General features: G+C 73.1%; 28 protein-coding genes. 15 read left to right on the forward strand and 13 right to left on the reverse strand.

Going from position 1 to position 24,364, the window contains the following annotated elements; translation table 11 throughout:
- Nucleotides 1-18 precede the first annotated feature (18 nt).
- The gene (gene ypfJ / locus OO47_RS19125; RefSeq protein WP_030204992.1) at nucleotides 19-909 is read right to left on the reverse strand and encodes a KPN_02809 family neutral zinc metallopeptidase; all 891 of its coding nucleotides are present in this window, start codon (nucleotides 907-909) and stop codon (nucleotides 19-21) included.
- 312 nt (nucleotides 910-1,221) lie between these two features.
- On the opposite strand from ypfJ, the gene OO47_RS19130 reads away from it, so the two are divergent.
- From OO47_RS19130 to OO47_RS19140, 3 genes are all read left to right on the forward strand, one after another.
- The gene (locus OO47_RS19130; protein ID WP_030204990.1) at nucleotides 1,222-2,820 is read left to right on the forward strand and encodes an ABC-F family ATP-binding cassette domain-containing protein; all 1,599 of its coding nucleotides are present in this window, start codon (nucleotides 1,222-1,224) and stop codon (nucleotides 2,818-2,820) included.
- Between the two features lie 442 nt (nucleotides 2,821-3,262).
- On the forward strand, nucleotides 3,263-3,484 hold the full coding sequence (locus tag OO47_RS19135; RefSeq protein ID WP_006123601.1) for a helix-turn-helix domain-containing protein: 222 nt from the start codon (nucleotides 3,263-3,265) through the stop codon (nucleotides 3,482-3,484).
- A gap of 129 nt (nucleotides 3,485-3,613) precedes the next feature.
- The gene (locus tag OO47_RS19140) at nucleotides 3,614-4,414 is read left to right on the forward strand and encodes an enoyl-CoA hydratase/isomerase family protein (protein ID WP_030204988.1); all 801 of its coding nucleotides are present in this window, start codon (nucleotides 3,614-3,616) and stop codon (nucleotides 4,412-4,414) included.
- 23 nt (nucleotides 4,415-4,437) lie between these two features.
- On the opposite strand, the gene OO47_RS19145 is transcribed toward OO47_RS19140, so the two are convergent.
- Nucleotides 4,438-5,109 carry a hypothetical protein gene (locus OO47_RS19145; protein WP_030204985.1) on the reverse strand — a complete coding sequence of 224 codons (672 nt, stop codon included), beginning with the start codon at nucleotides 5,107-5,109 and terminating at the stop codon, nucleotides 4,438-4,440.
- Nucleotides 5,110-5,202: 93 nt separating this feature from the next.
- Between OO47_RS19145 and OO47_RS19150 the strand changes: the two genes are divergently transcribed.
- The 5 genes from OO47_RS19150 to amaP all read left to right on the forward strand — a co-directional run bounded on the left by OO47_RS19150 (nucleotide 5,203) and on the right by amaP (nucleotide 7,664).
- The gene (locus OO47_RS19150) at nucleotides 5,203-5,688 is read left to right on the forward strand and encodes an Asp23/Gls24 family envelope stress response protein (protein WP_030204983.1); all 486 of its coding nucleotides are present in this window, start codon (nucleotides 5,203-5,205) and stop codon (nucleotides 5,686-5,688) included.
- Between the two features lie 74 nt (nucleotides 5,689-5,762).
- Nucleotides 5,763-5,954, forward strand: a complete 192-nt coding sequence (locus tag OO47_RS19155) for a hypothetical protein (protein WP_030204980.1) — start codon at nucleotides 5,763-5,765, stop codon at nucleotides 5,952-5,954.
- A gap of 6 nt (nucleotides 5,955-5,960) precedes the next feature.
- On the forward strand, nucleotides 5,961-6,341 hold the full coding sequence (locus tag OO47_RS19160) for an Asp23/Gls24 family envelope stress response protein (RefSeq protein WP_030204978.1): 381 nt from the start codon (nucleotides 5,961-5,963) through the stop codon (nucleotides 6,339-6,341).
- Nucleotides 6,338-6,958, forward strand: a complete 621-nt coding sequence (locus OO47_RS19165; protein WP_030204975.1) for a DUF6286 domain-containing protein — start codon at nucleotides 6,338-6,340, stop codon at nucleotides 6,956-6,958. The genes OO47_RS19160 and OO47_RS19165 overlap by 4 nt, the downstream gene beginning before the upstream one ends.
- A 118-nt stretch (nucleotides 6,959-7,076) precedes the next feature.
- On the forward strand, nucleotides 7,077-7,664 hold the full coding sequence (gene amaP / locus OO47_RS19170) for an alkaline shock response membrane anchor protein AmaP (protein ID WP_030204972.1): 588 nt from the start codon (nucleotides 7,077-7,079) through the stop codon (nucleotides 7,662-7,664).
- A 21-nt stretch (nucleotides 7,665-7,685) separates the two neighbouring features.
- Here the strand turns inward: amaP and OO47_RS19175 are convergent, their stop codons facing one another.
- The 5 genes from OO47_RS19175 to OO47_RS19195 all read right to left on the reverse strand — a co-directional run bounded on the left by OO47_RS19175 (nucleotide 7,686) and on the right by OO47_RS19195 (nucleotide 12,458).
- The gene (locus OO47_RS19175; RefSeq protein WP_030204969.1) at nucleotides 7,686-8,441 is read right to left on the reverse strand and encodes an SDR family oxidoreductase; all 756 of its coding nucleotides are present in this window, start codon (nucleotides 8,439-8,441) and stop codon (nucleotides 7,686-7,688) included.
- A 4-nt stretch (nucleotides 8,442-8,445) separates the two neighbouring features.
- Nucleotides 8,446-10,236, reverse strand: coding sequence for a glycoside hydrolase family 15 protein (locus OO47_RS19180; protein ID WP_030204967.1), 1,791 nt, complete (start codon nucleotides 10,234-10,236; stop codon nucleotides 8,446-8,448).
- Nucleotides 10,237-10,269: 33 nt separating this feature from the next.
- Nucleotides 10,270-11,085 carry an SURF1 family cytochrome oxidase biogenesis protein gene (locus OO47_RS19185; RefSeq protein ID WP_030204965.1) on the reverse strand — a complete coding sequence of 272 codons (816 nt, stop codon included), beginning with the start codon at nucleotides 11,083-11,085 and terminating at the stop codon, nucleotides 10,270-10,272.
- A 94-nt stretch (nucleotides 11,086-11,179) separates the two neighbouring features.
- Nucleotides 11,180-11,413 carry a hypothetical protein gene (locus OO47_RS19190; RefSeq protein WP_078489738.1) on the reverse strand — a complete coding sequence of 78 codons (234 nt, stop codon included), beginning with the start codon at nucleotides 11,411-11,413 and terminating at the stop codon, nucleotides 11,180-11,182.
- A 64-nt stretch (nucleotides 11,414-11,477) separates the two neighbouring features.
- On the reverse strand, nucleotides 11,478-12,458 hold the full coding sequence (locus OO47_RS19195; protein ID WP_030204961.1) for a DEDDh family exonuclease: 981 nt from the start codon (nucleotides 12,456-12,458) through the stop codon (nucleotides 11,478-11,480).
- 129 nt (nucleotides 12,459-12,587) lie between these two features.
- On the opposite strand from OO47_RS19195, the gene OO47_RS19200 reads away from it, so the two are divergent.
- Nucleotides 12,588-13,328, forward strand: a complete 741-nt coding sequence (locus OO47_RS19200; RefSeq protein WP_030204958.1) for a VIT1/CCC1 transporter family protein — start codon at nucleotides 12,588-12,590, stop codon at nucleotides 13,326-13,328.
- Between the two features lie 11 nt (nucleotides 13,329-13,339).
- Here OO47_RS19200 and OO47_RS19205 read toward each other — a convergent pair whose 3' ends face one another.
- Complete coding sequence (locus OO47_RS19205) at nucleotides 13,340-13,624, reverse strand: hypothetical protein (RefSeq protein WP_030204956.1); 285 nt, start codon at nucleotides 13,622-13,624, stop codon at nucleotides 13,340-13,342.
- 166 nt (nucleotides 13,625-13,790) lie between these two features.
- Between OO47_RS19205 and OO47_RS19210 the strand changes: the two genes are divergently transcribed.
- Together OO47_RS19210 and OO47_RS19215 are read left to right on the forward strand one after the other, a co-directional pair.
- A complete protein-coding gene (locus tag OO47_RS19210) occupies nucleotides 13,791-14,771 on the forward strand; it encodes a sterol desaturase family protein (protein ID WP_030204954.1) in 981 nt (326 codons plus the stop codon).
- The gene (locus OO47_RS19215; protein WP_030204951.1) at nucleotides 14,768-15,442 is read left to right on the forward strand and encodes a lysoplasmalogenase; all 675 of its coding nucleotides are present in this window, start codon (nucleotides 14,768-14,770) and stop codon (nucleotides 15,440-15,442) included. The genes OO47_RS19210 and OO47_RS19215 overlap by 4 nt, the downstream gene beginning before the upstream one ends.
- Here OO47_RS19215 and OO47_RS19220 read toward each other — a convergent pair.
- Nucleotides 15,439-16,749: a CoA transferase gene (locus OO47_RS19220; protein ID WP_030204945.1), complete on the reverse strand. Its 1,311-nt coding sequence runs from the start codon at nucleotides 16,747-16,749 to the stop codon at nucleotides 15,439-15,441. The genes OO47_RS19215 and OO47_RS19220 overlap by 4 nt on opposite strands.
- Nucleotides 16,750-16,827: 78 nt before the next feature.
- Nucleotides 16,828-18,363 (reverse strand): S8 family peptidase, encoded by a 1,536-nt coding sequence (locus tag OO47_RS19225; RefSeq protein WP_030204943.1) that lies wholly within the window; start codon nucleotides 18,361-18,363, stop codon nucleotides 16,828-16,830.
- Between the two features lie 273 nt (nucleotides 18,364-18,636).
- Here OO47_RS19225 and OO47_RS19230 point away from each other — a divergent pair, with 273 nt between their 5' ends.
- The 3 genes from OO47_RS19230 (at nucleotide 18,637) to moaA (ending at nucleotide 21,786) form a co-directional block, all read left to right on the forward strand.
- Entirely contained in the window at nucleotides 18,637-19,011 is a 375-nt protein-coding gene (locus OO47_RS19230) for a DUF485 domain-containing protein (RefSeq protein ID WP_030204941.1), read from the forward strand.
- On the forward strand, nucleotides 19,008-20,633 hold the full coding sequence (locus OO47_RS19235; protein ID WP_030204939.1) for a solute symporter family protein: 1,626 nt from the start codon (nucleotides 19,008-19,010) through the stop codon (nucleotides 20,631-20,633). Before OO47_RS19230 ends, OO47_RS19235 begins: the two co-directional genes overlap by 4 nt.
- A 163-nt stretch (nucleotides 20,634-20,796) precedes the next feature.
- A complete protein-coding gene (gene moaA, locus OO47_RS19240) occupies nucleotides 20,797-21,786 on the forward strand; it encodes a GTP 3',8-cyclase MoaA (protein ID WP_030204937.1) in 990 nt (329 codons plus the stop codon).
- Nucleotides 21,787-21,792: 6 nt separating this feature from the next.
- Here the strand turns inward: moaA and OO47_RS19245 are convergent, their stop codons facing one another.
- On the reverse strand, nucleotides 21,793-22,017 hold the full coding sequence (locus tag OO47_RS19245; protein ID WP_030204935.1) for a hypothetical protein: 225 nt from the start codon (nucleotides 22,015-22,017) through the stop codon (nucleotides 21,793-21,795).
- Between the two features lie 188 nt (nucleotides 22,018-22,205).
- The gene (locus OO47_RS19250) at nucleotides 22,206-22,547 is read right to left on the reverse strand and encodes a DUF3099 domain-containing protein (protein ID WP_030204933.1); all 342 of its coding nucleotides are present in this window, start codon (nucleotides 22,545-22,547) and stop codon (nucleotides 22,206-22,208) included.
- A 169-nt stretch (nucleotides 22,548-22,716) separates the two neighbouring features.
- On the opposite strand from OO47_RS19250, the gene OO47_RS19255 reads away from it, so the two are divergent.
- On the forward strand, nucleotides 22,717-22,992 hold the full coding sequence (locus OO47_RS19255; RefSeq protein ID WP_030204932.1) for a GlsB/YeaQ/YmgE family stress response membrane protein: 276 nt from the start codon (nucleotides 22,717-22,719) through the stop codon (nucleotides 22,990-22,992).
- Nucleotides 22,993-23,083: 91 nt separating this feature from the next.
- Here the strand turns inward: OO47_RS19255 and tyrS are convergent, their stop codons facing one another.
- Complete coding sequence (gene tyrS, locus OO47_RS19260; RefSeq protein WP_030204930.1) at nucleotides 23,084-24,352, reverse strand: tyrosine--tRNA ligase; 1,269 nt, start codon at nucleotides 24,350-24,352, stop codon at nucleotides 23,084-23,086.
- Nucleotides 24,353-24,364 lie beyond the last annotated feature (12 nt).

The following is a 24,364-nucleotide window of genomic DNA, read 5'->3' on the forward strand; positions in this document are numbered from 1 at the left end:
GACAACGCCGCGGGAGCCTCAGCGGAAGGTGTCGCACCGGGCCATGTCGCCCGTCTCATACCCCCGGTAGAACCACTGCTGCCGCTGCGCCGCCGAGCCGTGGGTCCAGCTCTCCGGCGTCACCCGGCCCTGGAACCTCTCCTGGATCCGGTCGTCGCCCACCGCGGCCGCCGCGTCCATGCCGTCCCGGATGTCCTGGTCGGTGAGCTTCGTCAGCAGCAGCCGGCCGGTCTTCTCGTCGGGCGTGGTCGTCGCGTGCCGCGCCCACACGCCCGCGTAGCAGTCGGCCTGGAGCTCGACCCGCACCGCGTTGGAGTCCGCGCCGGTCCGCCCGTCCTGGGCGCGGCCCAGGGTCCCCATCAGGTTCTGGACGTGGTGGCCGTACTCGTGCGCCACCACGTACGCCTGGGCGAAGGGCCCGCCGCTCGCCCCGAACTTGGTGCGCAGCTCCTCGAAGAACCCCAGATCCAGATAGACCCGCCGGTCGCCGGGGCAGTAGAACGGTCCCACCGCCGAGGTCGCCGTGCCGCACGCGGTCCCGACCCGCTGGGCGAAGAGTTCGGTGGGGGCGGTGCTGTAGGTCCCGCCCCGGCGCGCGTACTCGCTCCGCCAGTAGTCCTGCACGCTGTTGACGACGGCCACGATCCGGCAGTCGTCGCGCGTGTTGGCGTCCGAGCCCTTCTTGCAGACCTGGTCCACCCGGGTGGCCGACGACGAGGTCGCGGCCGGCTGGTCACCGCCGTCCGAGAGCCCCAGCTGCTCGGGGCCCACCCCGAAGAACAGCCCCAGGACCAGAGCGACGAAACCGATGATCCCGCCGCCGATGGTCGCCCCGCCGCCCGGGATCCGGCCTCCCCGGGAGTCATCGACCTCCGAGGTGTCCAGATCGGCGTTGTCGTCGAACTGCACGGTCCACCACCCTCCGCTGTCCGCCGGGCAGTGACCGCCGCCCTGCGCCGAGTATCGGACGCCCGTGTACCCGGCGCTTCTTTTGCGAAGCGCCGGTGGGAGCGGCGGGCGGGGGAGGCCCGGACGGAGGCGGTCCGCCGGGAGCGGCGGGCGGGGGAGGCCCGGACGAAGGGGACCCGCGCCCCATATGGCCGAAAACCAGTTGCAGGGGCCCGTTAGACTGGCCGTATGGCCATTCTCCCCGTGCATTAGCGGCGTCGAAGCCCTCCACCCCGTCCTTCCGCCGTTTCCCCACCGCCCTGGAGTCTGTCCGTGATCACCGCTTCCGGCATCGAGCTGCGCGCCGGCGCCCGCGTCCTCATCGAGTCCGCTTCCTTCCGCGTCGCCAAGGGCGACCGCATCGGCCTGGTCGGCCGCAACGGAGCGGGCAAGACCACCCTCACCAAGTGCCTCGCCGGCGAGGGCCAGCCGGCCGGCGGCACCATCACCCGCTCCGGCGAGGTCGGCTACCTCCCGCAGGACCCCCGCACCGGCGACCTCGACGTCCTGGCCCGCGACCGCATCCTCTCCGCCCGCGGCCTCGACACCCTCCTCAAGAAGATGCGGGCGAACGAGGAGCGGATCGCCACCGGCAGCGGCGCCACCCGCGACAAGGCCCTGCGCCAGTACGAGCGCCAGGAGACCGAGTTCCTCACCAAGGGCGGTTACGCGGCCGAGGCCGAGGCCTCCACCATCGCCGCCGCCCTCGGTCTGCCCGACCGGGTCATGGGCCAGCCGCTGCACACCCTCTCCGGCGGTCAGCGCCGCCGCGTCGAACTCGCCCGGATCCTCTTCTCGGACGCCGACACGCTCCTCCTCGACGAGCCCACGAACCACCTCGACGCCGACTCGATCGTCTGGCTGCGCGACTACCTGAAGACCTACCGCGGCGGCTTCATCGTCATCTCCCACGACGTGGACCTGGTCGAGACCGTGGTCAACAAGGTCTTCTACCTGGACGCCAACCGCTCCGTGATCGACGTCTACAACATGGGCTGGAAGCTCTACCAGCAGCAGCGCGAGGCCGACGAGAAGCGCCGCAGGCGCGAGCGCCAGAACGCCGAGAAGAAGGCCGCCGCGCTCAACTCGCAGGCCGACAAGATGCGCGCCAAGGCCACCAAGACCGTCGCCGCGCAGAACATGGCCAAGCGCGCCGAGCGCCTGCTCTCCGGCCTGGAGGCGGTGCGCGCCTCCGACAAGGTCGCCAAGCTGCGCTTCCCGGAGCCCGCGCCCTGCGGCAAGACCCCGCTGACGGCCGAGGGCCTGTCCAAGTCGTACGGCTCCCTGGAGATCTTCACCGACGTCAGCCTCGCGATCGACAAGGGCTCGCGCGTCGTCATCCTCGGCCTCAACGGCGCCGGCAAGACGACCCTGCTGCGTCTGCTCGGCGGGGTCGAGAAGCCCGACACCGGCGAGGTCACCCCGGGCCACGGCCTCAAGCTCGGCTACTACGCCCAGGAGCACGAGACGCTCGACCCGGACCGCACCGTCCTGGAGAACATGCGCTCGGCCGCGCCCGACCTCGACCTGGTCGAGGTGCGTAAGACGCTGGGCTCGTTCCTGTTCTCCGGCGACGACGTCGACAAGCCGGCCGGGGTGCTCTCCGGCGGCGAGAAGACCCGGCTCGCCCTGGCGACCCTGGTCGTCTCCTCGGCGAACGTGCTCCTCCTCGACGAGCCCACCAACAACCTGGACCCGGCCAGCCGCGAGGAGATCCTCGGCGCGCTGCGCACGTACAAGGGCGCCGTCGTCCTCGTCACCCACGACGAGGGGGCCGTGGAGGCGCTCGACCCGGAGCGGATCATCCTGCTCCCGGACGGCGTCGAGGACCTGTGGGGCGCGGACTACGCGGACCTGGTGGCCCTGGCCTGACCCCCGCCGGGGCCTCGGGAAGCCCTCGCGGGGCCCCGGAAAGGCCCCCGCGGACCGTCCCCGGGCCCCTTCCGGACCTTTCCCGGACCCCCTCCGGACCCTTCCCGGGCCCGAAACGATCATTCGGGGCTGGATCATTCGGCTCATCGGTGATCCTTCATCTGAGTGAGGACGTCTCGTACCCGTCGGCGCGGTGCTCTGCTGAATCCTTCCGGCAGGCCCGCGCCGCACGCGTCTCCCCGGCGCGCCGCTGACCTGGTACTTCCCGCCCCGGCCGGTGCGGCGGCGCCTTTCCCCGTGATCGGAATTCAGGGTTCCGGTCGTGGCGACGGGGTACGCGTCCACCAACGAAGCGGCACGGACCTTGTCGAATGGGTGGCCAGGACGGACAGGAGGGGTGATCATGAGAAGTCCAGAGCGCACTTCCCATGAGGAGGCACGGGTGGCCGAGACTCTGAAGAAGGGCAGCCGGGTGACCGGCGCCGCGCGCGACAAGCTCGCGGCAGACCTGAAGAAGAAGTACGACTCCGGTGCGAGCATCCGGGCGCTGGCCGAGGAAACCGGCCGCTCCTACGGATTCGTCCACCGGATGCTCAGTGAGTCCGGAGTCACGCTGCGCGGACGCGGCGGAGCGACACGGGGCAAGAAGGCGGCCTCGGCCTGACGAGGGGCGGCCCGACCGGGCCACCGGGTCTCCCGGTGGCCGACCCGGTCGGCCCCGCGGCCGGCCGGGTGGTTACTGTGCAGTCACTTAGCATCGGACGCAGTGCTGCACCGGAACCGGAGGCGCCCCATGACCACGCTCGACGACTCTGAGCTCGTATTCGACAAGGACGGTGTACGGCTTGCCGTCGAGGACGCCGTCGCCACGGTGACCTTGACCAATCCGGCGAAGCGCAACGCCCAGTCTCCCGCTCTGTGGCGGGCGTTGACGGAAGCCGGGCGGTCGTTGCCGGGCAGCGTGCGGGTCGTGGTCCTGCGCGGCGAGGGCAAGTCCTTCTCCGCCGGGCTCGACCGGCAGGCGTTCACGCCCGAGGGCTTCGACGGCGAGCCGTCCTTCCTCGACATGGCGCGCGGGTCCGACGAGGACCTCGACGCCGTCATCGCCGAGTACCAGGAGGCGTTCACCTGGTGGCGCCGCGGCGACCTCGTGTCGATCGCGGCCGTCCAGGGGCACGCCATCGGCGCGGGCTTCCAGCTCGCCCTCGCCTGCGACCTGAGGGTCGTCGCCGAGGACGTGCAGTTCGCCATGCGCGAGACCAGCCTGGGCCTCGTCCCCGACCTCACCGGCACGCACCCCCTCGTCTCCCTCGTGGGCTACGCCCGCGCCCTGGAGATCTGCGCCACCGGGCGCTTCGTGCACGCCGACGAGGCCGAGCGCATCGGCCTCGCCAACCTCGCCGTGCCCGCCGACCAGCTCGACGCGGCCGTACGGGACCTCACCGCCGCCCTGCTCGCGGCACCCCGCGACGCGGTCAACGAGACCAAGGCGCTCCTCCAGGGCGTCTCCGGCCGCTCCTACGAGGAGCAGCGCGTCGCCGAGCGCGCCGCCCAGGGCCGCCGCCTGCGCGACCTCGCGGGCCTCGGCGACTGATCCGGGCGGGCCCCGGCGCCTTCTCAGCGCAGTTCCGACACCAGTACCGTGACCGCGGTCGCCCCGACGGCGGCCGCGGTCGCGGCGCTCCGGGCGGCGCGGGCCACGTCCAGCGGGCGGCGGCCCGCCGTCACGGCCAGCTCGACCCGCAGCACCTCCCCGCTCCGGCGCACCGGCGGCCCCAGCGCGTCCGTCACCCCCGCCACCCCCTCGACCCGCAGCACCGCCAGGGCCACCGGATCGTCCGTCGCCGGGGAGGGGCGCCCCGGCGGGGGAGCGGCCGGCCCCTCCGCCGGCGCCGCGTCGAGCAGCTCCGTCACCCGCAGGTCCACGGCCGCCACCCGCAGCCCGATGCCGTCCGCCGCCCCGAGCAGGGCCGTCCGCAGCTCCTCGGACACCTCCGGCAGCGGCCGGCCCGCCACCGCCCCGAACTCCGCCGTGATCCGCAGCGGCCCCGGCGGCAGAGCGCCCGGCGGCACCGGCAGCGGCTCCGGGCCCGGCTCCCCGTCCGGATCGGGCCCGACCCGGAGCCCGCCCGGCACCACCCCCCGTACCGCCGCGGCGGCCCCGTCGAGGACCTGCCGCACCGCCCGCTCCGTGATCCAGGCGCCGTCCTCCGCCACACCCAGGGGCAGCAGCCTGCCCGGGGCCAGGCGGTCCCGGACCGCCGCCGTCCAACCCTCAGCCGTCGTCATTCCCCCAGACTGCCGCATCGGCGGAGCGGAAAGGGGGAAACGCCCTTAATGTGAGCGAGGAACCCCGAAATATCCCAGAAGGGGCGAAACCTGATGACGGACACCACCCACACCGGAGACTCCGGCCCGGACGAGTCGCGCCGCGCCTCCGTGACCAAGCGCGGCGGCGGTCCCGCCGCCACCCGCGGCAAGACGACCATCGCCGACGGCGTGGTCGAGAAGATCGCCGGCCTCGCCGCGCGTGACGTCGACGGCGTCCACGACATGGGCAGCGGCCTCTCCCGCACCTTCGGCGCCGTGCGCGACCGGGTCCCCGGGGGCAGCAGCAAGTCGAACGTCACCCGAGGGGTCAAGGCCGAGGTCGGCGAGGTGCAGACCGCGCTCGACCTGGAGATCGTCGTCGAGTACGGATACGCCATCTCCGACGTCGCGGGCAACGTCCGGGAGAACGTCGTCAACGCCGTGGAGCGGATGACCGGCCTGGAGGTCGTCGAGGTCAACATCGCGGTCAGCGACGTCAAGCTGCCCGACGACGAGGACGACGACGAGGGCGACGACGACCAGCGCCGCCTCCAGTAAGCAGCCCGTACACAACCCGTCGATCCCCGCACGCACCGGACAACCGGCGGACAGGGCCAGGAAAGGGACTCGGAATGAGCATGGCGGTGGTCGGCCTGTTGGCCGGCATGGCTCTCGGCTTCGCCGGATACTTCGGCGGTTTCGGAGCGTTCGTACTGGTCGCGGCCCTCGGGGCGGTCGGCTTCGTGGTCGGCCGCTTCGCCGACGGGGACCTCGAACCCGGCGACCTGTTCCGGGGACGCGAGCGCGGCGACCGGCGGCGGTGACGCGGGGTGGCGACGGACCTTGCAGCAGCCCCGGCGGCGGACGCGGCCCGCGATCCGGTACGCGACCGGGGAGCGACCGACATCGCCGACCGGGTCGTCGCGAAGATCGCCGCCCAGGCGGCCCGGGAAGCGCTCGACCGCGTCCCGAAGGGGGGCTCGAAACCCCACGCCTCGGTCGTCGTCCACCGGGACGCCGCCCGCGTCGCGGTGACCCTCGAACTCGACTACCCCTCCGACGTCGGCCGCCAGTGCGGCGCCGTCCGCAGCCGGGTCCGCAGCCGGGTGGAACACCTCGTGGGCCTGGAGGTCCACGAGGTGACCGTCGACGTGGAACGCCTCCACTCCGCCCACACCCGCGACGACACGCCGAGGGGCCGCCTCTCATGACCACCACCCCCGCACCGGACCCCTCTCCCGTCCGGGACGAGGACGAGAAGAAGCCCGCCACCGCCCCCGCGGCCCCCGCCCGCCGCTTCTGGGCGGTGCGCCGCGTTCCCGCCGCCCTGCTCGCCGCCGTCGTCCTCGGCGGCGCCGGGCTGCTCCTCTACGACGTGGCGGCCGTACGGGCCGACCACTCCGCCATGGCCTGGCGCAAGGAGGCGGCCGACGGCCTCGCGACCCGGCCGCTCGACTCCACCTGGGTCCTGGCCGGCGCGTCCCTCGCGGCGGCCCTCGGCCTCTGGCTCCTGTTCCTGGCCCTCACCCCCGGACTGCGCTCCGTCCTGCCCATGCGCCGGGACCACCCCGACGTACGGGCCGGACTCGACCGCGGGGCCGCGTCGCTCATCCTGCGGGACCGCGCCATGGAGGTCTCCGGCGTGCAGTCCGCGAAGGTGCGCGTCCGCCGCTCCAGGGCGACCGTCCGGGCCGTCTCGCACTTCCGGGACCTCGACGAGGTCCGCGCCGACCTGGAGCACGCGATCGCCACCGGCGTCGACGAACTCGGCCTCGCCCGCCCGCCCGCGCCGAAGGTGCGGGTGGCCCGGCCGCCCCGGAAGGGATGAGCGGCCCGATGACGTCCTCCGAGAAGACCGCACCCCGCGTGAAGACGCTCCGTACGGAGGCACCACGCGAGGAGACACCCCGCACGAAGACCCCGGCACCCCCGGAAGGAGCCCGCAGGTGACCGTCGTCCTGCGCCGCGTCAACCGCGTCCTGCTCGGCCTGGCCGGGCTGGTCCTCGTCGCCCTCGGCGGCTCCGTCCTCGCCGCCGCGGCCGGCCTCTCCGTACCGTCCTGGTGGCCCTGGTCGGGCCCCTCCGACGTCCTGCTCACCACCGCCGACCGACAGCGCTGGCGGGACGAGGGCTGGTGGTGGCCGGTGGTCATCGCCGTCCTCGGGCTGCTCGTCCTGCTCGCCCTGTGGTGGCTGATCGCCCAGTTCCGGCGGGCCCGGCTCGCCGAGGTCGCCGTCGACAGCGGCGACGGCGACGAGGCCGTCCTGCGCGGCCGGGCCCTGGAGGGCGTCCTGGAGGCCGACGCCGCCTCCCAGGACGGCGTGGAGCGGGCCCGGGTCTCCCTCACCGGCCGCCGCACCGCACCCCGCGCCCGCGTGAAGCTCCGCCTCGAACCGTACGCGGCCCCGGCCGACGCCCTCGCCACCCTCGGCTCCCAGGCGCTCGCCAACGCCCGCGCCTCGACCGGCCTGTCCGCGCTGCCCACCGAGGCCCGCCTGCGCGCGGCGAAGCACCGCGCCCGCCGGGTCGCCTGACGGGACGCCCGACGGGCGGGGTCAGAAGCCGCTGCGGGCCCCGCCGTCCACCGGCAGCATCAGACCGGTCAGGTACGAGGCGGCCGGCGACAGCAGGAAGGCCGCCGTCCGCCCGAACTCCTCCGGCGTGCCGTACCGGCGCAGCGGGATCGCCGCCTCGTTCGCCGCGCGGGCCGCGTCCGCGTCCCCGGAGAGCGCGTCCAGGGAACGCACCCGGTCCGTGTCGATCCGGCTCGGCAGGAGTCCGACCACCCGCACCCCGCGCGGCCCCAGGTCGTTGGCCAGGGACTTGGCGAACCCGGCGAGCCCCGGGCGCAGCCCGTTGGAGATCGCCAGGCCCAGGATCGGCTCGTGGACCGAGCCGGACAGGACGAAACCGATCACCCCGCCCTCGCCCAGCGTCCCGGCCGCCGCGCGGGCCAGCCGCACCGCCCCCAGGAAGACGGTGTCGAAGGCGGCGGACCACTGCTCGTCGGTGTTGTCCGCGGCGAAGCCGGGCGCCGGGCCGCCGACGCTGATCAGGACGCCGTCGAAGCCGCCGAACCGGGACCGCGCCTCCGCGATCAGCCGGGCCGGGGTCCCCGGGTCGGCGTTGTCGGCCGCGATCCCGGCCGCGCCCGGCCCCAGCGCCTCCACGGCCTCGGCGACCGCCTTCTCCTCGCGCCCGGTCACCAGCACCTTGGCGCCCTCCGCGAGCAGCGCCTCCGCCGAGGCCCGGCCGAGCCCCCGCGTCGCGCCGGTCACCACGTACACACGGTCCTTCAGTCCGAGATCCATGGCCCTATCCTGCCGGGTCCCGCTCCTCCGCTGCCAGCGCGAGCGCCGTGCCCACCAGGCCGATGTGGCTGAAGGCCTGCGGGAAGTTGCCCAACTGGCGGCCGGTCGCCGGGTCGTACTCCTCCGCGAGCAGCCCCACGTCGTTGCCGAGCGCGACCAGCCGCTCGAAGAGCACCCGCGCCTCCTCGGACCGCCCCGTCATCCGCAGGGCGTCCGCCAGCCAGAACGAGCAGACCAGGAAGGTGCCCTCCTGCCCCGGCAGACCGTCGAGCGCCGTCGACTCGGCGCTGTAGCGGCGCACGTAGCCGTCGTGCATCAGCTCCGCCATGACCGCGTCCACCGTGCCCACCACCCGGGGGTCGTCCGGCGGCAGGAAGCCCACCTGCGGGATGAGCAGGGTGGCGGCGTCCAGCTCCTGCGAGCCGTACGACTGCGTGAAGGTGTTCCGCACGGGGTCGTACGCCCTGTCGCACACCTGGGCGTGGATCTCGTCCCGCATGGTCCGCCACCGGGCCGCGTCCCCCGGCAGCGACGGATCGGCCTCCAGGGTCCGCACGGCCCGGTCGGCGGCCACCCAGGCCATCACCTTCGAGTGGGTGAAGTGCCGGCGCGGCCCGCGCACCTCCCACAGCCCCTCGTCGGGCTCCCGCCAGACCGCCTCCAGGAACCCCAGCAGGCTCAGCTGGAGGTTCCAGGCGTGCCGCTCCGCCGGGATCCCGGCCTCCCGCGCCCGGTTCAGCGAGTCCATGACCTCGCCGTACACGTCGAGCTGGAACTGGTCCACGGCCGCGTTCCCGGTCCGCACCGGCGTCGAGTCGGCGTACCCCCGCAGCCACGGCAGGGTCGTCTCGGGCAGCCGCCGCTCCCCGGCCGGGCCGTACATGATCTGGAGGTCGGCCGGGTCGCCCGCGACCGAGCGCAGCAGCCAGTCCCGCCAGGCGGCGGCCTCCTCCAGGTACCCGGCGGCGAGCAGCGCGCCGAGGGTCAGGGAGGAGTCGCGCAGCCAGCAGGAGCGGTAGTCCCAGTTCCGCACGCCGCCGACCTCCTCCGGCAGGGAGGTGGTGGGGGCGGCGACGATCCCGCCGGTGGGGGCGTACGTGAGCGCCTTCAGGGTGATCAGGGAGCGCAGCACCGCCTCCCGGTGGGGCCCCCGGTAGGTGCAGCGGGCCGTCCACTCCCGCCAGTCCGCGAGCGACTGCTCCAGGGCCTCGAAGGGGTCGATCAGATCGGGGCGCGGCTCGTGCGAGGGGTGCCAGGTCAGCACGAAGGCCACCTTCTCGCCGGCGGCGACGGTGAAGGCGGAGCAGGTGGAGAACTGCTGGCCCCAGGTCTTCACGTGCGGCTCGCTGCGCAGCCAGACCGCGTCGGGCCCGGCGACCGCCACCCGGTGCCCGTCCGACCTGCGCATCCAGGGCACGATCGAGCCGTAGTCGAAGCGCAGCCGCAGGACGGCGCTCATCTCGACGCTGCCGCTGATCCCCTCGACGATCCGCATCACGTCGGGGTACGCGTCCCGCTGCGGCATGAAGTCGACGACCTTGACGGTGCCGGTGCGGGTCTCCCAGTACGTCTCCAGGACGAGGGAGTCCTCGGCGTAGCGGCGGGAGGTGCAGGTCGTGGCGCCCTTGGGGGCGATCCGCCAGTGCCCGTTCTCCTCGTCGCCGAGGATGGCGGAGAAGCAGGCGGCCGAGTCGAACCGGGGCAGACACAGCCAGTCGACCGATCCGTCGCGGCCGACGAGCGCGGCGGTCTGGAGATCGCCGATCATGGCGTAGTCGTCGATGCGTTGCGTCACGCTCGGGCTGTTCCCGGAAGCGGCGCAGGTCAATCAGCGGGACGGTGCGGCCAGGGTCTCCGCGGTGTCCGGTTCCGGCGGTCCGGCGGCCCCGGACGCGGCGGCGGCCTCCCGGTCGCGCTTCTCGCGGCGCACCAGGATCACCCAGCCGACGGGCACGCCGGCCGCGAAGAGCCACCACTGCACGGCGTACGCCATGTGGGCGCCGATCGAGTCGTGGTCGGGTTCGGGGATCTGCTCGATGGTGCCGCCGGCCGGTTCGGGCGCGGTCTGCTCGACGTAGCCGCCGAGGACCTCGCGGCCGATGAGCTCGGCCTGCTGCCGGCTGTCGATCAGCATGACCTGCCGGTCGGGCAGGCCCTTGAGGTCCTTGATGCCGCTGGCGCCGGTCGTCTCGTCCGCCTTGAGGCGGCCGGTGATCGTGACCTCGCCCTTCGGGACGGGCGGCACCGCCGGGTAGGAGTGCTGGTCGGCGGCGGCCGGGACCCAGCCCCGGTTGACGACCAGGACCTTCCCGTCCCGCAGGACCAGCGGGGTCAGGACGTGCACGCCGATCCGGTCGTCGGAGGAGGTGCGGCGGCGGACGACCACCTCGTGGGCGGTGTCGAAGGTGCCGGTGGCGGTGACCGGGCGCCAGTAGTCGGTGCGCGGGACGGTGTGGCCGGGGGAGGTCAGCTCCTCGACCGGCACCGGGGCCGCGCCGATGCTGTCCTCGATCAGGGCGTTCTGGGCGACCCGGCGCTCGTGCCGGTGGAACTGCCAGAAGCCCAGCTCGATCATCGTCGGGACGAGGACGAGGGCGATCAGGGTGAGGATCACCCACTGCCGGGACAACAGGAAGCGGTACACCCCATGACCGTACAGCGGGAGCCACGGGGTGCACGCAGGGGGGTTCGGCGGGCTCGGGGACCGCCGTCCGGAATCGTTTCTCCGGTTCTCGTCCTCACACCTTGTCGACGATGCCCACCTTCCCCTCCGCGCGGGCGCAGTGGCCGCCGCAGTACCAGCTGCCCTCCACCTCGACGCCCTGGCCGATGATCTGGACCCGGCAGTGCTCGCAGATGGGCGCCATGCGGTGGATGGCGCAGGCGAAGCAGTCGAAGACGTGCACCGCGCCCTGCGCGTGCACCTCGAACGACATGCCGTAATCGTTTCCGCAGACCTCACAACGTGCCATGCGCCACAGGGTGGGGCTCCCCGCGGACGCGCGCCGTCCGGCACGCCCGGGGGGCCCGGGGACGTCACCCGTCTGCCGGGGCCACGTCCCGCAGCAGCTGGGTGTAGGCGGCCTCGTCGACGACGGGCGTGCCGAAGGACCGGGCCTTGAGGGTCTTGGAGGTGGCCGCGTCCGGGTCGTTGGTGACGAGGAGGCTCGTCAGCCGCGACACGCTGCCGGCCACGTGCAGACCGGCCTCGACGGTCCGGTCCTCCAGGAGCTCGCGGTCGACGGAGGTGTCCCCGGAGAACGCCACCCGCATCCCCTGCTTGAGCGGCTTGTCGGTCTCGTACCGGCCGGGATTGGGGTACGGGCAGGCCGGCCGCTTCCGCGAGGGGCGCCAGCTGTTCGACCGGTACGGCGAGGAGGGGTACGGCGAGGCCGCGGGCACGGCCGGGGAGGCGGCCCACTCGGTCAGCGGCCGGCACTCCAGGAGCGGCAGCCGCACTCCCTGCTCGGCCGCCGCGTGCAGGCTCGGCCGGAACGCCTCGGCGAGCACCCGCGCGTCGTCCAGCGCGTTGTGCGCCTGGCGCTGCTCGACGCCGAAGTGCGCGGCCAGCGACTCCAGCTTGTGGTTGGGCAGCGGCAGCGCCAGCTGCTTGGCGAGCGCGATCGTGCACAGGCGCTGCCGCACGGGCGCGGCGGACTCGGCGCGCGCGTACTCCCGGGCGATCATCTGCCAGTCGAAGATCGCGTTGTGCGCGACGAGCACCCGCCCGTCCAGCCGGGCCGCGAACTCGGCCGCGATCTCCGGGAAGAGCGGAGCGCCCTCCAGGGCGTCGCTGGTCAGCCCGTGGATCCACACCGGGCCCGGGTCGCGCTCGGGGTTGACGAGGGTGTACCAGTGGTCCTCGACGTTCCCCTGGGCGTCCAGCCGGTAGACGGCGGCGGACACGATCCGGTCGTCGCGGGCGAGGCCGGTGGTCTCCACGTCGACGACCGCGTACCCCTGCGGGTAGGCGGTCGGCCACGCTGCTGCTGTCGTGCGGTCGTCGAGCATGGTCATTGAGGATACGGGCCGCGGCCGACAATCCCCTCCTCGAAGCGTCCGGGGCCGGTGCTCCGGGGCCGGTGGACGGAGACCCTGGCGGGTCGTTCCGGGACCGGCGACCGGCCGGGTGCGACCCTGCCCCACATGACCGAACCCCCCGCTCCTCCCGCGTCCTCCGCGCCCTCCGCGCACGACGAGGCCCACGGCGGCGGTCTCGGCTCCCGCCTCAACTGGCTCCGGGCCGCGGTCCTCGGCGCCAATGACGGCGTGGTCTCCACGGCGGGCCTCGTCGTCGGCGTCGCCGGGGCCACGGAATCCGGGTCCGCGCTGCTCACGGCCGGTCTCTCCGGGCTCCTCGCCGGCTCGATGTCGATGGCGGCGGGGGAGTACGTCTCGGTCTCCACCCAGCGCGACTCCGAGAAGGCCGCGCTCGCCGAGGAGAAGCGCGAACTGCGCGAGCGGCCGGCGGCCGAGCTGGACGAGCTCGCCGCCCTCCTGGCCGCCCGCGGCCTCTCCCCGGACGTCGCCCGGGAGGCCGCCGAACAGCTCACCGCCCGCGACGCCCTGCGCGCCCACGCGCGCGTGGAGCTGGGCATCGACCCGGACGCCCTCACCAACCCCTGGCACGCGGCCGGCGCCAGCTTCCTCGCCTTCACCGCCGGGGCCCTGCTCCCGCTCCTCGCGATCGTCCTGCCCCCGCCCTCCGCCCGCCTCTGGGTCACCGTCCTCTCGGTCCTGGCCGCCCTCGCCCTCACCGGCTGGTCCAGCGCCCGCCTGGGCGCCGCCCCACCGGGCCGCGCGGTCCTCCGCAACGTGGCGGGCGGGGCCCTGGCGATGGCGGTGACGTACGGGGCGGGGTCGTTGCTGGGGGCGGCGGGGGTGTGAGGGGGACGGGGTCAGGAGAGGCGCGTGATCCGTTCCGGCTCGGACGTTCCCCCGCCGAGCAGGACCGTCACCCCCTCGACCGCCGCGAGCCGCTCGTGCTCCGGCAGCGTCCCGTACCGCTCCGCGAGCCGTCCGCCGAGCACCTTCGCGAGCCGGTCGGGGCCCGCCGGGCGGGGGAGCGGGCGGACGGGGGAGGGGACGGGGCCCGCCCCCTTCCGGGGCGCGAGGGCCGACCGCGCGACCGTGCCCGGTACCGTCCCCGCCGGCCGCGCCGGCGCGATCTCCAGTCCCTGCACGGCGGTTCCTCCCCCGACGGACGCCGTCCCCGCGATCGTGGCGGCGCCTCCCGCCGCGCGGGGACGTCTTGTCGGAAGGTGCCAAAGCCTGCTGACAAGCCGTCTCGCATACTTGTTGGTAACAACGTCTAGCCGCGCCCCGACCCCCGCCTCTACCGTCGACGGCATGCCGAACCTGCCCGATGTCGTGCTCTGGTCCATACCGGCGTTCGTCCTGCTCACCGTCCTGGAGATGGTCAGCCACCGGATCCACCCCGACGAGGACGCCGCCGGGTACGAGACCAAGGACGCCGCCACCAGCATCGGCATGGGCTTGGGGAGCCTGGCCTTCGACGCCCTGTGGAAGATCCCCGTGGTGGCGATCTACACCGCCGTCTACGAGCTGACCCCGCTCCGCGTGCCCGTCCTCTGGTGGACGATCCCGCTGATGCTGCTCGCCCAGGACTTCTTCTACTACTGGCAGCACCGCGGGCACCACGTCATCCGGATCCTCTGGGCCTGCCACGTCGTCCACCACAGCAGCCGCAGGTTCAACCTCACCACCGCCCTGCGCCAGCCGTGGACCAGCGTGACCTCCTGGCCGTTCTACCTGCCGATGATCGCCCTCGGCGTGCACCCGGCGGCCGTCGCCTTCTGCTACTCGGTCAACCTCGTCTACCAGTTCTGGATCCACACCGAGCGCGTCGGCAAGCTGCCGCGCCCCTTCGAGTACCTCTTCAACACCCCCTCGCACCACCGGGTCCACCACGCCTCCCAGGGCGGCTACCTGGACCGGAACTTCGGCGGGATCCTCATCGTCTGGGACCGGATGTTCGGCTCCTGGGTCGGCGAGACCGAGCGGCCCGTCTACGGCCTCACCAAGAACATCGAGACGTACAACCCGCTCCGGGTCGCCACCCACGAGTACGCCGCCATCGCCCGCGACCTGCGGGCCGCGCACGGCTGGCGCGAGCGGGCCGGGCGGGTCTTCCGCGGACCCGGCTGGCAGCCCGGACCGCCCCCGCCGCCGAAGAACGGCCCCGTCGCGACCGGCTCTGCCGTGCCCGAGCCCGCCACGGCAGGCCCCGCCACGGCAGGTCCCACCACGACCGGCTCCGCCCCGGTCGCCTCCGCCCCGGTCGGCTCCGCCCCGGAGCCCGCCGCGTGACCGCGTCCCCCGCCCCGGCCGCCGTGCCGCCCGCCGTGCGCGCGACCCCCGTCTCCCGCGCGCTGCTCGCCGCCTTCGGGCTCGCCGCCGCCGCCGACCTGGTCTCCCTGCTCGCCGGCGCCGAGCTCGGCCACCAGATCGCCAAGCCGCTCCTGATGCCCCTGCTCGCCGCGTACGCGGCCACCAGGGGCGCCCCGAAACTCCTGGTCGTCGCGCTCCTGTTCGGCTGGGGCGGCGACGTCTTCCTGCTCTTTGACGCCGACTGGGCCTTCCTCGTCGGCATGGGCTCCTTCGCCGCCGGACACGTCTGCTACCTGGTCCTCTTCGGCCGCCGCCGTACGTCCCCGGCGCTCGGCGCCCTGTACGCGGCCGCCCTCGTCGGCACCGTCGCGCTCCTCTGGCCCGACCTCCCCGCCGAGCTGCGGATCCCGGTCGCCGGGTACTCGCTGCTGCTCACCGCCATGGCCTGCCGCGCGAGCTCCCTCGGACTCCTCGCCGGCCTCGGCGGCGCGCTCTTCCTGCTCTCCGACACCCTCATCGCCACCGGCGTCGCCGAGTGGCCCCAACCGCCCGCGCCCGACTTCTGGATCATGCTGACCTACATCGCGGCGCAGTACCTCCTGACGACCGGAGCGCTCCGGCCGTCAGGAGGGAGGCGAGAAGGTTCCTAGAGCCACACCGGCGCGTCCGCCCCCGGCAGGCCCGGCGGGCGTGACCAGCCCGTCGGGCCGCCCTCGTACGCGACCGGCGGCAGCGCGTGCCGCAGCCGGCCGAGGGGGCCGTCCGACTCGGTGAGGTACCGCTCGGGGTCGTACGCGGGGAGCGCGTGCGTCAGCCAGTGGCCCGTCCGTGCGAGGGAGAGGCGGACAAGCCGGGTGCCGCCGTCCCGGTCCCGCTCGGTCAGCGACCGCAGGACCGCCGCCGCGAGCAGATAGCCGGTGCCGTGGTCCAGGGCCTGCGCGGGCAGCGCGCCCGGCTCCTCCGCCGAGCCCTCCACCACGGCGATCCCGGTCGCCGCCTGCACCAGCGAGTCGAAGCCGCGCCGCCCGCCCCACGGCCCGCCGTCGCCCCAGGCCGAGATCCGGGCCGTGACGAGTCCCGGCCGGTGCAGCCCGAAGCGGTCGAGGGCGCCCGGCCGGTAGCCGGTCACCAGCACGTCGGCCGCGTCGAGGAGTTCGTCGAAGGTGCGCCGGTCCGAGGGCCGGTCCAGGTCGAGCGCGGCCGTCCGCTTCCCGACGTCCGCGTCCGCGTGCTGGTCCGGCAGCTCCGGATTGCCCGGCGGGTCGATCCGCAGCACGTCCGCGCCGAGCAGCGCGAGCGTCCGGGTCGCCACGGGCCCCGCGAGCACCCGGGTCAGGTCCAGGACCCGCGGCGGGCCCGAACGCCGCCGGGGCGGCGCCTCGTCGAGCCGCTCCCGGGTCAGCAGCGGGCTCCCCGCCACCTCCCGGCCCTGCGGGTGCGCCGCCCACTCCCCGGGCGTGCGCAGGGCGACGGCCAGGCCCCCGGCCCCGTACACCGCCGTCTCGACCTCGACGGCCGTCCGCTCCCCGATCGCCGCCGCCACGCCTTCGACCGTCCCCGCTCCCGGCTCCGACGGCACGCCGAGGGCGGTGAGCAGCGCCGCCCGGTGGTGGGGATAGTTGGCGTGGGTGCGGACCCAGCCGTCCGCCGCCCGCCAGAACCGGGAGAGCGGCGCGAAGTTCACCGGCGCCCGCCCGTCGACCCGCAGGTGCCGCTCGCTGGTGAAGGCGGTGGCCACGGCCCCGTCGTCCACCCGCACGGGCCCCGGGAGCCCCGCCCGCTCCACCGCCGCGAGCCCCGCCACCGCGACCGTCGCCCGCGCCAGGTCCATCACCGGCAGCCGGGCCGGCAGCAGCCCCGGGGGCCCCGTGAACGACACCCGGTCGACCAGGGCGGGGTCACCGCCGAGGGCCGACCACAACGACTCCGTACCCGTGCGTACCGTGTGGTGGTCCATGCACCGCACTATGGCATCCGGCGGCACGCGGAAGGGCCCCGGTGCGGCGTACCGCACCGGGGCCCCGGGAACCACCGGTTACCAGCGGACCGCGTCGAGCGCGTCGACGACGCCGGCCCCGTAGAAGCCGTTCTTGTTCTTCCCGCCCTCGCAGACGGCGTCGACCTTGCCGTCGGCGTCGATGTCGTACGGGTTGGTGCAGGCGCGCTTGTCGGCCTGCGCGTACAGCAGGGCCTTGAGCGCCGCCGGGCCCGCCTGCGGGTGCCTCGACTTGATGAGCGCCAGGACGCCCGCCGCGTGCGGCGAGGCCATCGACGTGCCGCCCTTGTAGTTGTAGCCGCCGTTGACCGTGGTCGACAGGATCAGGCCGTTCACCGCCGGGGCCTCCGGCGGCTGGTACGCGGTGCGGTCGCCGCCGGGCGCGGCGACGTCGATCACGCCGTGGCCGTAGTTGGAGTACGACGCCTTCAGGCCCTTGGCGCCGGTCGCGGAGACCGTGACGACGCCCGGGAGCATCGCCGGGTAGTCCAGGCACTTCTTCGGGTCGATGGTCCGGCCGCCCGGCGTGGAGTCGTTCGGGCTGCTGTCGTCGACGATCGAGTCGGCCGCCAGGTCGAACGCGGAGTTGCCGGCCGCCGCCACGTTGACCGTGCCCTTGCGCTCCGCGTAGCGGGTGGCGCGGGTGACGGCCTCGATGAGGGCCTTCTGGTCCGCGTCGTCCTTGCACGCGAACATCCACGGGTCGGTGTAGTAGCTGTTGTTCGTGATGTCGATGCCGTGCTCGGCCGCCCACACGAAGCCGCAGACCACGGCCTCCGTGTAGAAGAAGCCGTCCGGGGTGGACACCTTGATGCCGGCGAGCTTCACGCCCGGGGCGACACCGGTGACGCCGATCCCGTTCTTGGCGGCGGCGATCGTACCGGCGACGTGCGTGCCGTGGTCGCTCTCGCCCGGGTTCGGACGCCACGAGCCGGCGGTGGTGTCCGGCTTGCCGGAGACGCAGTTGGCGGACTTCGCGGCGCTGAAGTTCGGCGCCAGGTCCGGGTGGGTGTCGTCCACGCCCGTGTCGATGACGCCGACGGTCACGCGCTTGCTGCCCAGCGTCCGCTGGTGCGCCTTGTCGGCCTTGATCGCCGGGAGGTCCCACTGCAGGGGCTCCAGGGCGTCCTGCTCGTCCGTCGCGCGGGCCGCGGCGGCCTTGGCCTCGGCCTCGGTCAGCGCCTGCGTGCCGCCGCCGACGGACTTGTCGCCCTGCACGGAGAGCGGGGCGGTGCGGGTCGCGCCGGCCGACACCACGCCGCGCGCCTTGCGGATCTTCTTCGCGAAGTCCGGGTTCTGCGAGTGGACGACGATGACGCCTATCTGGTCGTACGCGACGACGACCGTACCGCCGGCGGCGGCTATCGCCTTCTTCACCGACTTGGCGGTCGAGTGGCCCCCGTCGACGTTCACGACGTACGACAGCTGCGGCCCGTCCGACGTCACGGCGGCGGCCGGGGCGTCGCTCAGCTCCGCGGCCGAGGCGCCGGAGGGAAGGAAGCCGAGCGAGGCCGTGAGCGCGAGACCTACCGGCAGAGCGAGAGCTCGGCCGCGCCTCGATCCCAGATGAGCCATGGGTTCTCCACATCATCCGTATGTACTGCCGGCGCGCGGGTTTGCGCACGGGCAGGTGCATGACGAGTGAAGCTATCGCTGATCTTCCCGTCCCATCAATGAGTTGAGAAGACTTCATGAAGATCTGCCCGAGAAAATCCTCGGGGTGAACCGCTTCGCTTCCCCCTCCGTGCCGTTGTGCAGGGGAGGGCTCCACCCGGAGCCCCGGCTCCCGCACCCCCGGTGAGGCCCCCTTTGACCCAGCCGTCCGCCCCCGCGTCACGAGGAGATTCCGTGGCTACCGAAGCACCGCCGCCAGCCCGAAACGGCACGGAGACCGATCGGGGTCCCGTGCCGCCCACCACGGAGCAGTTCGTCGAGGTGCAGGAGAGCGAGGAGTTCGGCGAGCTGCGCCGCACCTACCGCTCGTTCGCCTTCCCCCTCACCCTCGCCTTCATCGCCTGGTACCTGCTGTACGTGCTGCTCTCCAACTACGCGGGCGGCTTCATGGGCACCAAGGTCTTCGGCAACATCAACATGGCGCTGGTCCTGGGCCTCGGCCAGTTCGCCACCACCTTCCTCATCGCCTGGCTCTACTCGCGGCACGCGGCGAACCGGCTCGACCCCAGGGCCGAGGCCATCAAGTCCCGTATGGAGGGCGACGCATGAGCACCCCCGTCCTGCTCGCGGCGGACAACGCCACCAGCGAGCACCGGCCCCTGATCATCGCCCTGTTCGGCGCCTTCGTGATCGCCACCCTCGTCATCACCGTGTGGGCCGGCCGGCAGACCCGCAGCGCCGCCGACTTCTACGCCGGCGGACGCCAGTTCACCGGCTTCCAGAACGGCCTGGCGATCTCCGGCGACTACATGTCCGCCGCGTCCTTCCTCGGCATCGCCGGCGCCATCGCCCTCTTCGGCTACGACGGCTTCCTCTACTCGATCGGCTTCCTCGTCGCCTGGCTCGTCGCCCTGCTCCTGGTCGCCGAACCGCTGCGCAACTCCGGCCGCTTCACCATGGGCGACGTCCTCGCCTACCGGATGCGCCAGCGCCCGGTCCGCACCGCCGCCGGCACCTCCACCATCGTCGTCTCGATCTTCTACCTGCTCGCGCAGATGGCCGGCGCCGGCGTCCTCGTCTCGCTGCTCCTCGGCATCACCAGCGACGGCGGCAAGATCGCGATCGTCGCCCTCGTCGGCGTCCTGATGATCGTGTACGTGACCATCGGCGGCATGAAGGGCACCACCTGGGTGCAGATGGTCAAGGCCGTGCTGCTCATCGCGGGCACGCTCCTGATCACCTTCCTCATCCTGCTGAAGTTCGACTTCAACCTCTCCGACCTGCTCGGCGCGGCCGCCACCAACAGCGGCAAGGGCCAGGCCTTCCTGGAGCCCGGCCTCAAGTACGGCGTCACCGCCACCTCGAAGCTGGACTTCCTCTCGCTCGGCATCGCGCTCGTCCTCGGCACGGCCGGCCTCCCCCACATCCTGATCCGCTTCTACACGGTCCCGACCGCCAAGGCCGCCCGGAAGTCGGTCAACTGGGCCATCGGCATCATCGGCGCCTTCTACCTGATGACCATCGTCCTCGGCTTCGGCGCCGCCGCCCTGCTCAAGAACGGCGACATCGTCGCCTCCAACAAGGCCGGCAACACCGCCGCCCCGCTCGCGGCCCTGGAGATCGGCGGCGGAGCCGGCTCCACCGGCGGCGCGATCCTCCTCGCCGTCATCTCCGCCGTGGCCTTCGCGACCATCCTCGCCGTCGTCGCCGGACTGACCCTGGCCTCCTCGTCGTCCTTCGCGCACGACATCTACGCCAACGTCATCCGGCGCGGAAAGGCCACGGAGAAGGAGGAGGTGCGGGCCGCCCGCTGGGCGACCGTCCTCATCGGCGTCGTCTCCATCGCGCTCGGCGCCCTCGCCCGCGACCTCAACGTCGCCGGCCTGGTCGCCCTCGCCTTCGCGGTCGCCGCCTCCGCCAACCTGCCGACGATCCTGTACTCCCTCTTCTGGAAGCGGTTCACCACGCAGGGCGCCCTGTGGTCGATCTACGGCGGCCTGGTCTCCGCCGTCGTCCTGGTGCTGTTCTCGCCGGTCGTCTCCGGCAAGCCCACCTCGATGTTCAAGGACGTCGACTTCTACTGGTTCCCGCTGGAGAACCCCGGCCTGGTCTCCATCCCGCTCGGCTTCCTGCTCGGCTGGCTCGGCTCGGTCCTCTCCAAGGAGGAGCCGGACAAGGGCAAGTACGCGGAGCTGGAGGTCAAGTCCCTCACCGGTGTCGGAGCGCACTGAACCGTATACGTTCCGCCACGCACGGACGGCCGCGTCGTAGAGTTCTACGACGCGGCCGCGCCCGTCCTCGTGACAATCTGCCCTGCTCGATGTCGGACCGCTCGCGTAGGCTCGGAACAGGCGATCGAAACGAACCGATCCACAGACGGGGAGGGGGCCCACCGTGCTCATCGACACCTTCGGCCGGGTCGCCACCGACCTGCGCGTCTCGCTCACGGACCGGTGCAACCTGCGCTGCACCTATTGCATGCCGGAAGAGGGCCTCCAGTGGCTCGCCAAGCCGGACCTGCTCACGGACGACGAGATCGTCCGGCTCATCCGCATCGCCGTCACCGACCTCGGCGTCACCGAGGTGCGCTTCACCGGCGGCGAACCCCTGCTCCGCCCCGGCCTCGTCGGGATCGTCGAGCGCTGCGCGGCCCTGGGGCCCCGCCCCCGGATGTCCCTCACCACCAACGGCATCGGGCTCAAGCGCACCGCGACCGCTCTGAAGGCCGCGGGCCTCGACCGGGTCAACGTCTCCCTGGACACCCTGCGCCCCGACGTCTTCAAGACCCTCACCCGCCGCGACCGGCACCGCGACGTCCTCGACGGCATGGCCGCCGCCCGCGACGCCGGCCTCGTCCCGGTCAAGGTCAACGCCGTCCTGATGCCCGGGCTCAACGACGACGAGGCCCCCGACCTGCTGGCCTGGGCGATCGAGGAGGGGTACGAGCTCCGCTTCATCGAGCAGATGCCCCTCGACGCCCAGCACGGCTGGAAGCGCGACGGCATGATCACCGCCGGGGACATCCTGGACTCCCTGCGCACCCGCTTCGACCTGGCCCCGGAGGGCGCCGACGAGCGCGGCTCCGCCCCCGCCGAGCGCTGGGTGGTCGACGGCGGACCGCACACGGTCGGCGTCATCGCCTCCGTCACCCGCCCGTTCTGCCGGGCCTGCGACCGCACCCGGCTCACCGCCGACGGACAGGTCCGCACCTGTCTCTTCGCCACCGAGGAGACCGACCTGCGGGCCGCGCTCCGCTCGGACGCGGGGGACGCCGAGGTCGCGGAGCTCTGGAAGAAGGCGATGTGGGGCAAGAAGGCCGGCTCCGGCCTCGACGACCCGAGCTTCCTCCAGCCCGACCGCCCGATGTCCGCGATCGGCGGCTGAACACCCCTAGGAGTGGTCGGACTCCCAGTCGGCCAGCGGGACGACGTCCTTGAGGAAGCCCCGTACGCCCAGGAACTGGGAGAGGTGCTCGCGGTGCTCCTCGCACGCGAGCCAGGTCTTGCGCCGCTCCGGCGCATGCAGCTTGGGGTTGTTCCACGCGAGCACCCAGACGGCGTCGGCGCGGCACCCCTTGGCCGAACAGATCGGCTTCTCTTCGCTCACTGGACCCATGATCACCCGATCATTGTCCGGCAAGGGCGATGCCGAGCAGCCACGGGGGGAGCTGCCCGGCACCGGTCCGTCGCTCCGACGGGGGATGCGGAGCGCGTAGGCAGTATGTCACGGCACACGGGGTGCGGTGCACTGGAACTTCATGATTGATCTGAGCTTTCCTTGAGGTTTCCGGCCGCGCCCGGCGGTCAGTCCCGGCCGTACGGACGGTCCGCCCCGCGGTCCGCCTCCTCGCCCGCGCCGAGCGCGGGCCGCACCGGAGCGGGCACGAACGTGGAGGGGAGGGACGGCGCCGACTCGCGTCCCGCGTTGGCGATCACCACGGCGACGTACGGCAGGAGGATGCCCAGGGCGAGGGCCACGACCGCCACGTGCCGCTCGACGTTCCACAGCACCGCGGCGGCGATCACGGAGAGCGTCCGGACCGTCATCGAGATGACGTACCTCCGCTGCCGGCCCCGGACGTCCTCGGCGAGTCCCTGCCGGGCCCCCGTGATCCGGAAGACCTCGGTTCCGCCACGCTTCGGCATCGCCGTTCACCACCCGCCGGTCGCGCCGGACCCACTCCGGTCCGGACCTGGTTCCACCGTACGCCCGCCCCTCCGCGCCCACGAGACCGGGGCACGTATGGCGCTGTCCGACATGCGCGGTACGTCGGGAAGGCCGAGACTGGGCCCACATGCGCACAAGGAGGCGACGATGAGTTGGTTGTGGGCGATCATTGTGGGACTCGTCCTCGGTCTGATCGCGAAGGCGATCCTGCCGGGCAAGCAGCAGATCCCGCTCTGGCTGACGGTGGTGTTCGGCATGCTCGGCAGCGTGCTCGGCAACGCGGTCGCGACCTGGATCGGGGTGAACGACACCAAGGGCATCGACTGGACCCGCCATCTGCTCCAGCTGATCGGCGCGGTCGCCGTCGTCGGCGTGGGCGACATGATCTGGGCCTCGATCAAGGGCAACAGACAGCGAACCTGACTCCGCGGGGGCCACGCGGAGAACCGGGAGGCCCGGTGCGGCACGTCACGTGCCGCACCGGGCCTCCGGTCGTGTCGTACGGGCGGACCCGTCAGGCGCCGGTGAACTCGATCGCCGCCAGGTTCTTCTTGCCGCGCCGCAGCACCAGCCAGCGCCCGTGCAGCAGGTCGTCCGCCGACACCTCGGCGTCCTCGGCGGTGACCTTCGCGTTGTTCACGTACGCCCCGCCCTCCTTCACCGTGCGCCGCGCCGCCGACTTGCTCGCCACCAGACCGACCTCGGCGAACAGGTCCACGACCTGGCCGAGCTCCGACACGCGCGCGTGCGGCAGCTCGGACAGGGCCGCGGCGAGCGTCGCGCCGTCCAGCTCGGCCAGGTCGCCCTGGCCGAACAGCGCCCTGGACGCGGCGATGACGGCCGCGCACTGCTCGGCGCCGTGCACCAGGGTCGTCAGCTCCTCGGCCAGCGCCCGCTGGGCCGCCCGGGCCTGCGGCCGCTCGGCGGTCTGCGCCTCGAGCTCCTCCAGCTCCGCACGGGAACGGAAGGAGAGGATCCGCATGTACGTGGAGATGTCCCGGTCGTCCACGTTCAGCCAGAACTGGAAGAACGCGTACGGCGTGGTCATCTCCGGGTCCAGCCAGACGGCCCCGCCCTCGGTCTTGCCGAACTTGGTGCCGTCCGCCTTGACCATCAGCGGGGTCGCGAGCGCGTGGACCTCGGCCCCCGGCTCCAGGCGGTGGATCAGGTCGAGCCCGGCCACCAGGTTGCCCCACTGGTCCGAGCCGCCCTGCTGGAGCGTGCAGCCGTAGCGGCGGTACAGCTCCAGGAAGTCCATGCCCTGGAGCAGCTGGTAGCTGAACTCGGTGTAGCTGATGCCCTGCTCGGACTCCAGGCGCCGGGCCACGGAGTCCTTGGTCAGCATCTTGTTGACCCGGAAGTGCTTGCCGATGTCCCGCAGGAACTCGATCGCCGAGAGGCCGGCGGTCCAGTCCAGGTTGTTCACCATGACCGCGGCGTTCTCCCCCTCGAAGGAGAGAAACGGCTCGATCTGGGTCCGCAGCCGGTTCACCCAGTTCGCGACCGTCTCGGGGTCGTTCAGGGTGCGCTCGGCCGTCGGCCGCGGGTCACCGATCTGCCCGGTGGCCCCGCCGACCAGCGCCAGCGGCCGGTGCCCGGCCCGCTGGAGCCGGCGGACGGTGAGGACCTGGACCAGGTGGCCGACGTGGAGACTGGCCGCGGTCGGGTCGAAACCGCAATAGAACGTGACGGGACCGTCCGAGAGAGCCTTGCGCAGTGCGTCCTCGTCGGTGGACTGGGCGAAGAGCCCGCGCCACTTCAGCTCGTCGACGATGTCCGTCACGATCGTCCGTCT

Origin of the sequence: Streptomyces bikiniensis (assembly GCF_000716625.1) — a bacterium.
Taxonomy (GTDB): Bacteria; Actinomycetota; Actinomycetes; order Streptomycetales; family Streptomycetaceae; genus Streptomyces; species Streptomyces bikiniensis.

Coding starts and splice junctions, on each gene's coding strand:
- OO47_RS19140 (WP_030204988.1), top strand. CDS start 3,614: ATGACCACGCTCGACGACTCTGAGCTCGTATTCGACAAGGACGGTGTA.
- OO47_RS19145 (WP_030204985.1), bottom strand. CDS start 5,109: ATGACGACGGCTGAGGGTTGGACGGCGGCGGTCCGGGACCGCCTGGCC.
- OO47_RS19150 (WP_030204983.1), top strand. CDS start 5,203: ATGACGGACACCACCCACACCGGAGACTCCGGCCCGGACGAGTCGCGC.
- OO47_RS19155 (WP_030204980.1), top strand. CDS start 5,763: ATGAGCATGGCGGTGGTCGGCCTGTTGGCCGGCATGGCTCTCGGCTTC.
- OO47_RS19165 (WP_030204975.1), top strand. CDS start 6,338: ATGACCACCACCCCCGCACCGGACCCCTCTCCCGTCCGGGACGAGGAC.
- OO47_RS19175 (WP_030204969.1), bottom strand. CDS start 8,441: ATGGATCTCGGACTGAAGGACCGTGTGTACGTGGTGACCGGCGCGACG.
- OO47_RS19190 (WP_078489738.1), bottom strand. CDS start 11,413: ATGGCACGTTGTGAGGTCTGCGGAAACGATTACGGCATGTCGTTCGAG.
- OO47_RS19195 (WP_030204961.1), bottom strand. CDS start 12,458: ATGACCATGCTCGACGACCGCACGACAGCAGCAGCGTGGCCGACCGCC.
- OO47_RS19200 (WP_030204958.1), top strand. CDS start 12,588: ATGACCGAACCCCCCGCTCCTCCCGCGTCCTCCGCGCCCTCCGCGCAC.
- OO47_RS19210 (WP_030204954.1), top strand. CDS start 13,791: ATGCCGAACCTGCCCGATGTCGTGCTCTGGTCCATACCGGCGTTCGTC.
- OO47_RS19220 (WP_030204945.1), bottom strand. CDS start 16,749: ATGGACCACCACACGGTACGCACGGGTACGGAGTCGTTGTGGTCGGCC.
- OO47_RS19225 (WP_030204943.1), bottom strand. CDS start 18,363: ATGGCTCATCTGGGATCGAGGCGCGGCCGAGCTCTCGCTCTGCCGGTA.
- OO47_RS19235 (WP_030204939.1), top strand. CDS start 19,008: ATGAGCACCCCCGTCCTGCTCGCGGCGGACAACGCCACCAGCGAGCAC.
- OO47_RS19245 (WP_030204935.1), bottom strand. CDS start 22,017: ATGGGTCCAGTGAGCGAAGAGAAGCCGATCTGTTCGGCCAAGGGGTGC.
- OO47_RS19250 (WP_030204933.1), bottom strand. CDS start 22,547: ATGCCGAAGCGTGGCGGAACCGAGGTCTTCCGGATCACGGGGGCCCGG.
- OO47_RS19255 (WP_030204932.1), top strand. CDS start 22,717: ATGAGTTGGTTGTGGGCGATCATTGTGGGACTCGTCCTCGGTCTGATC.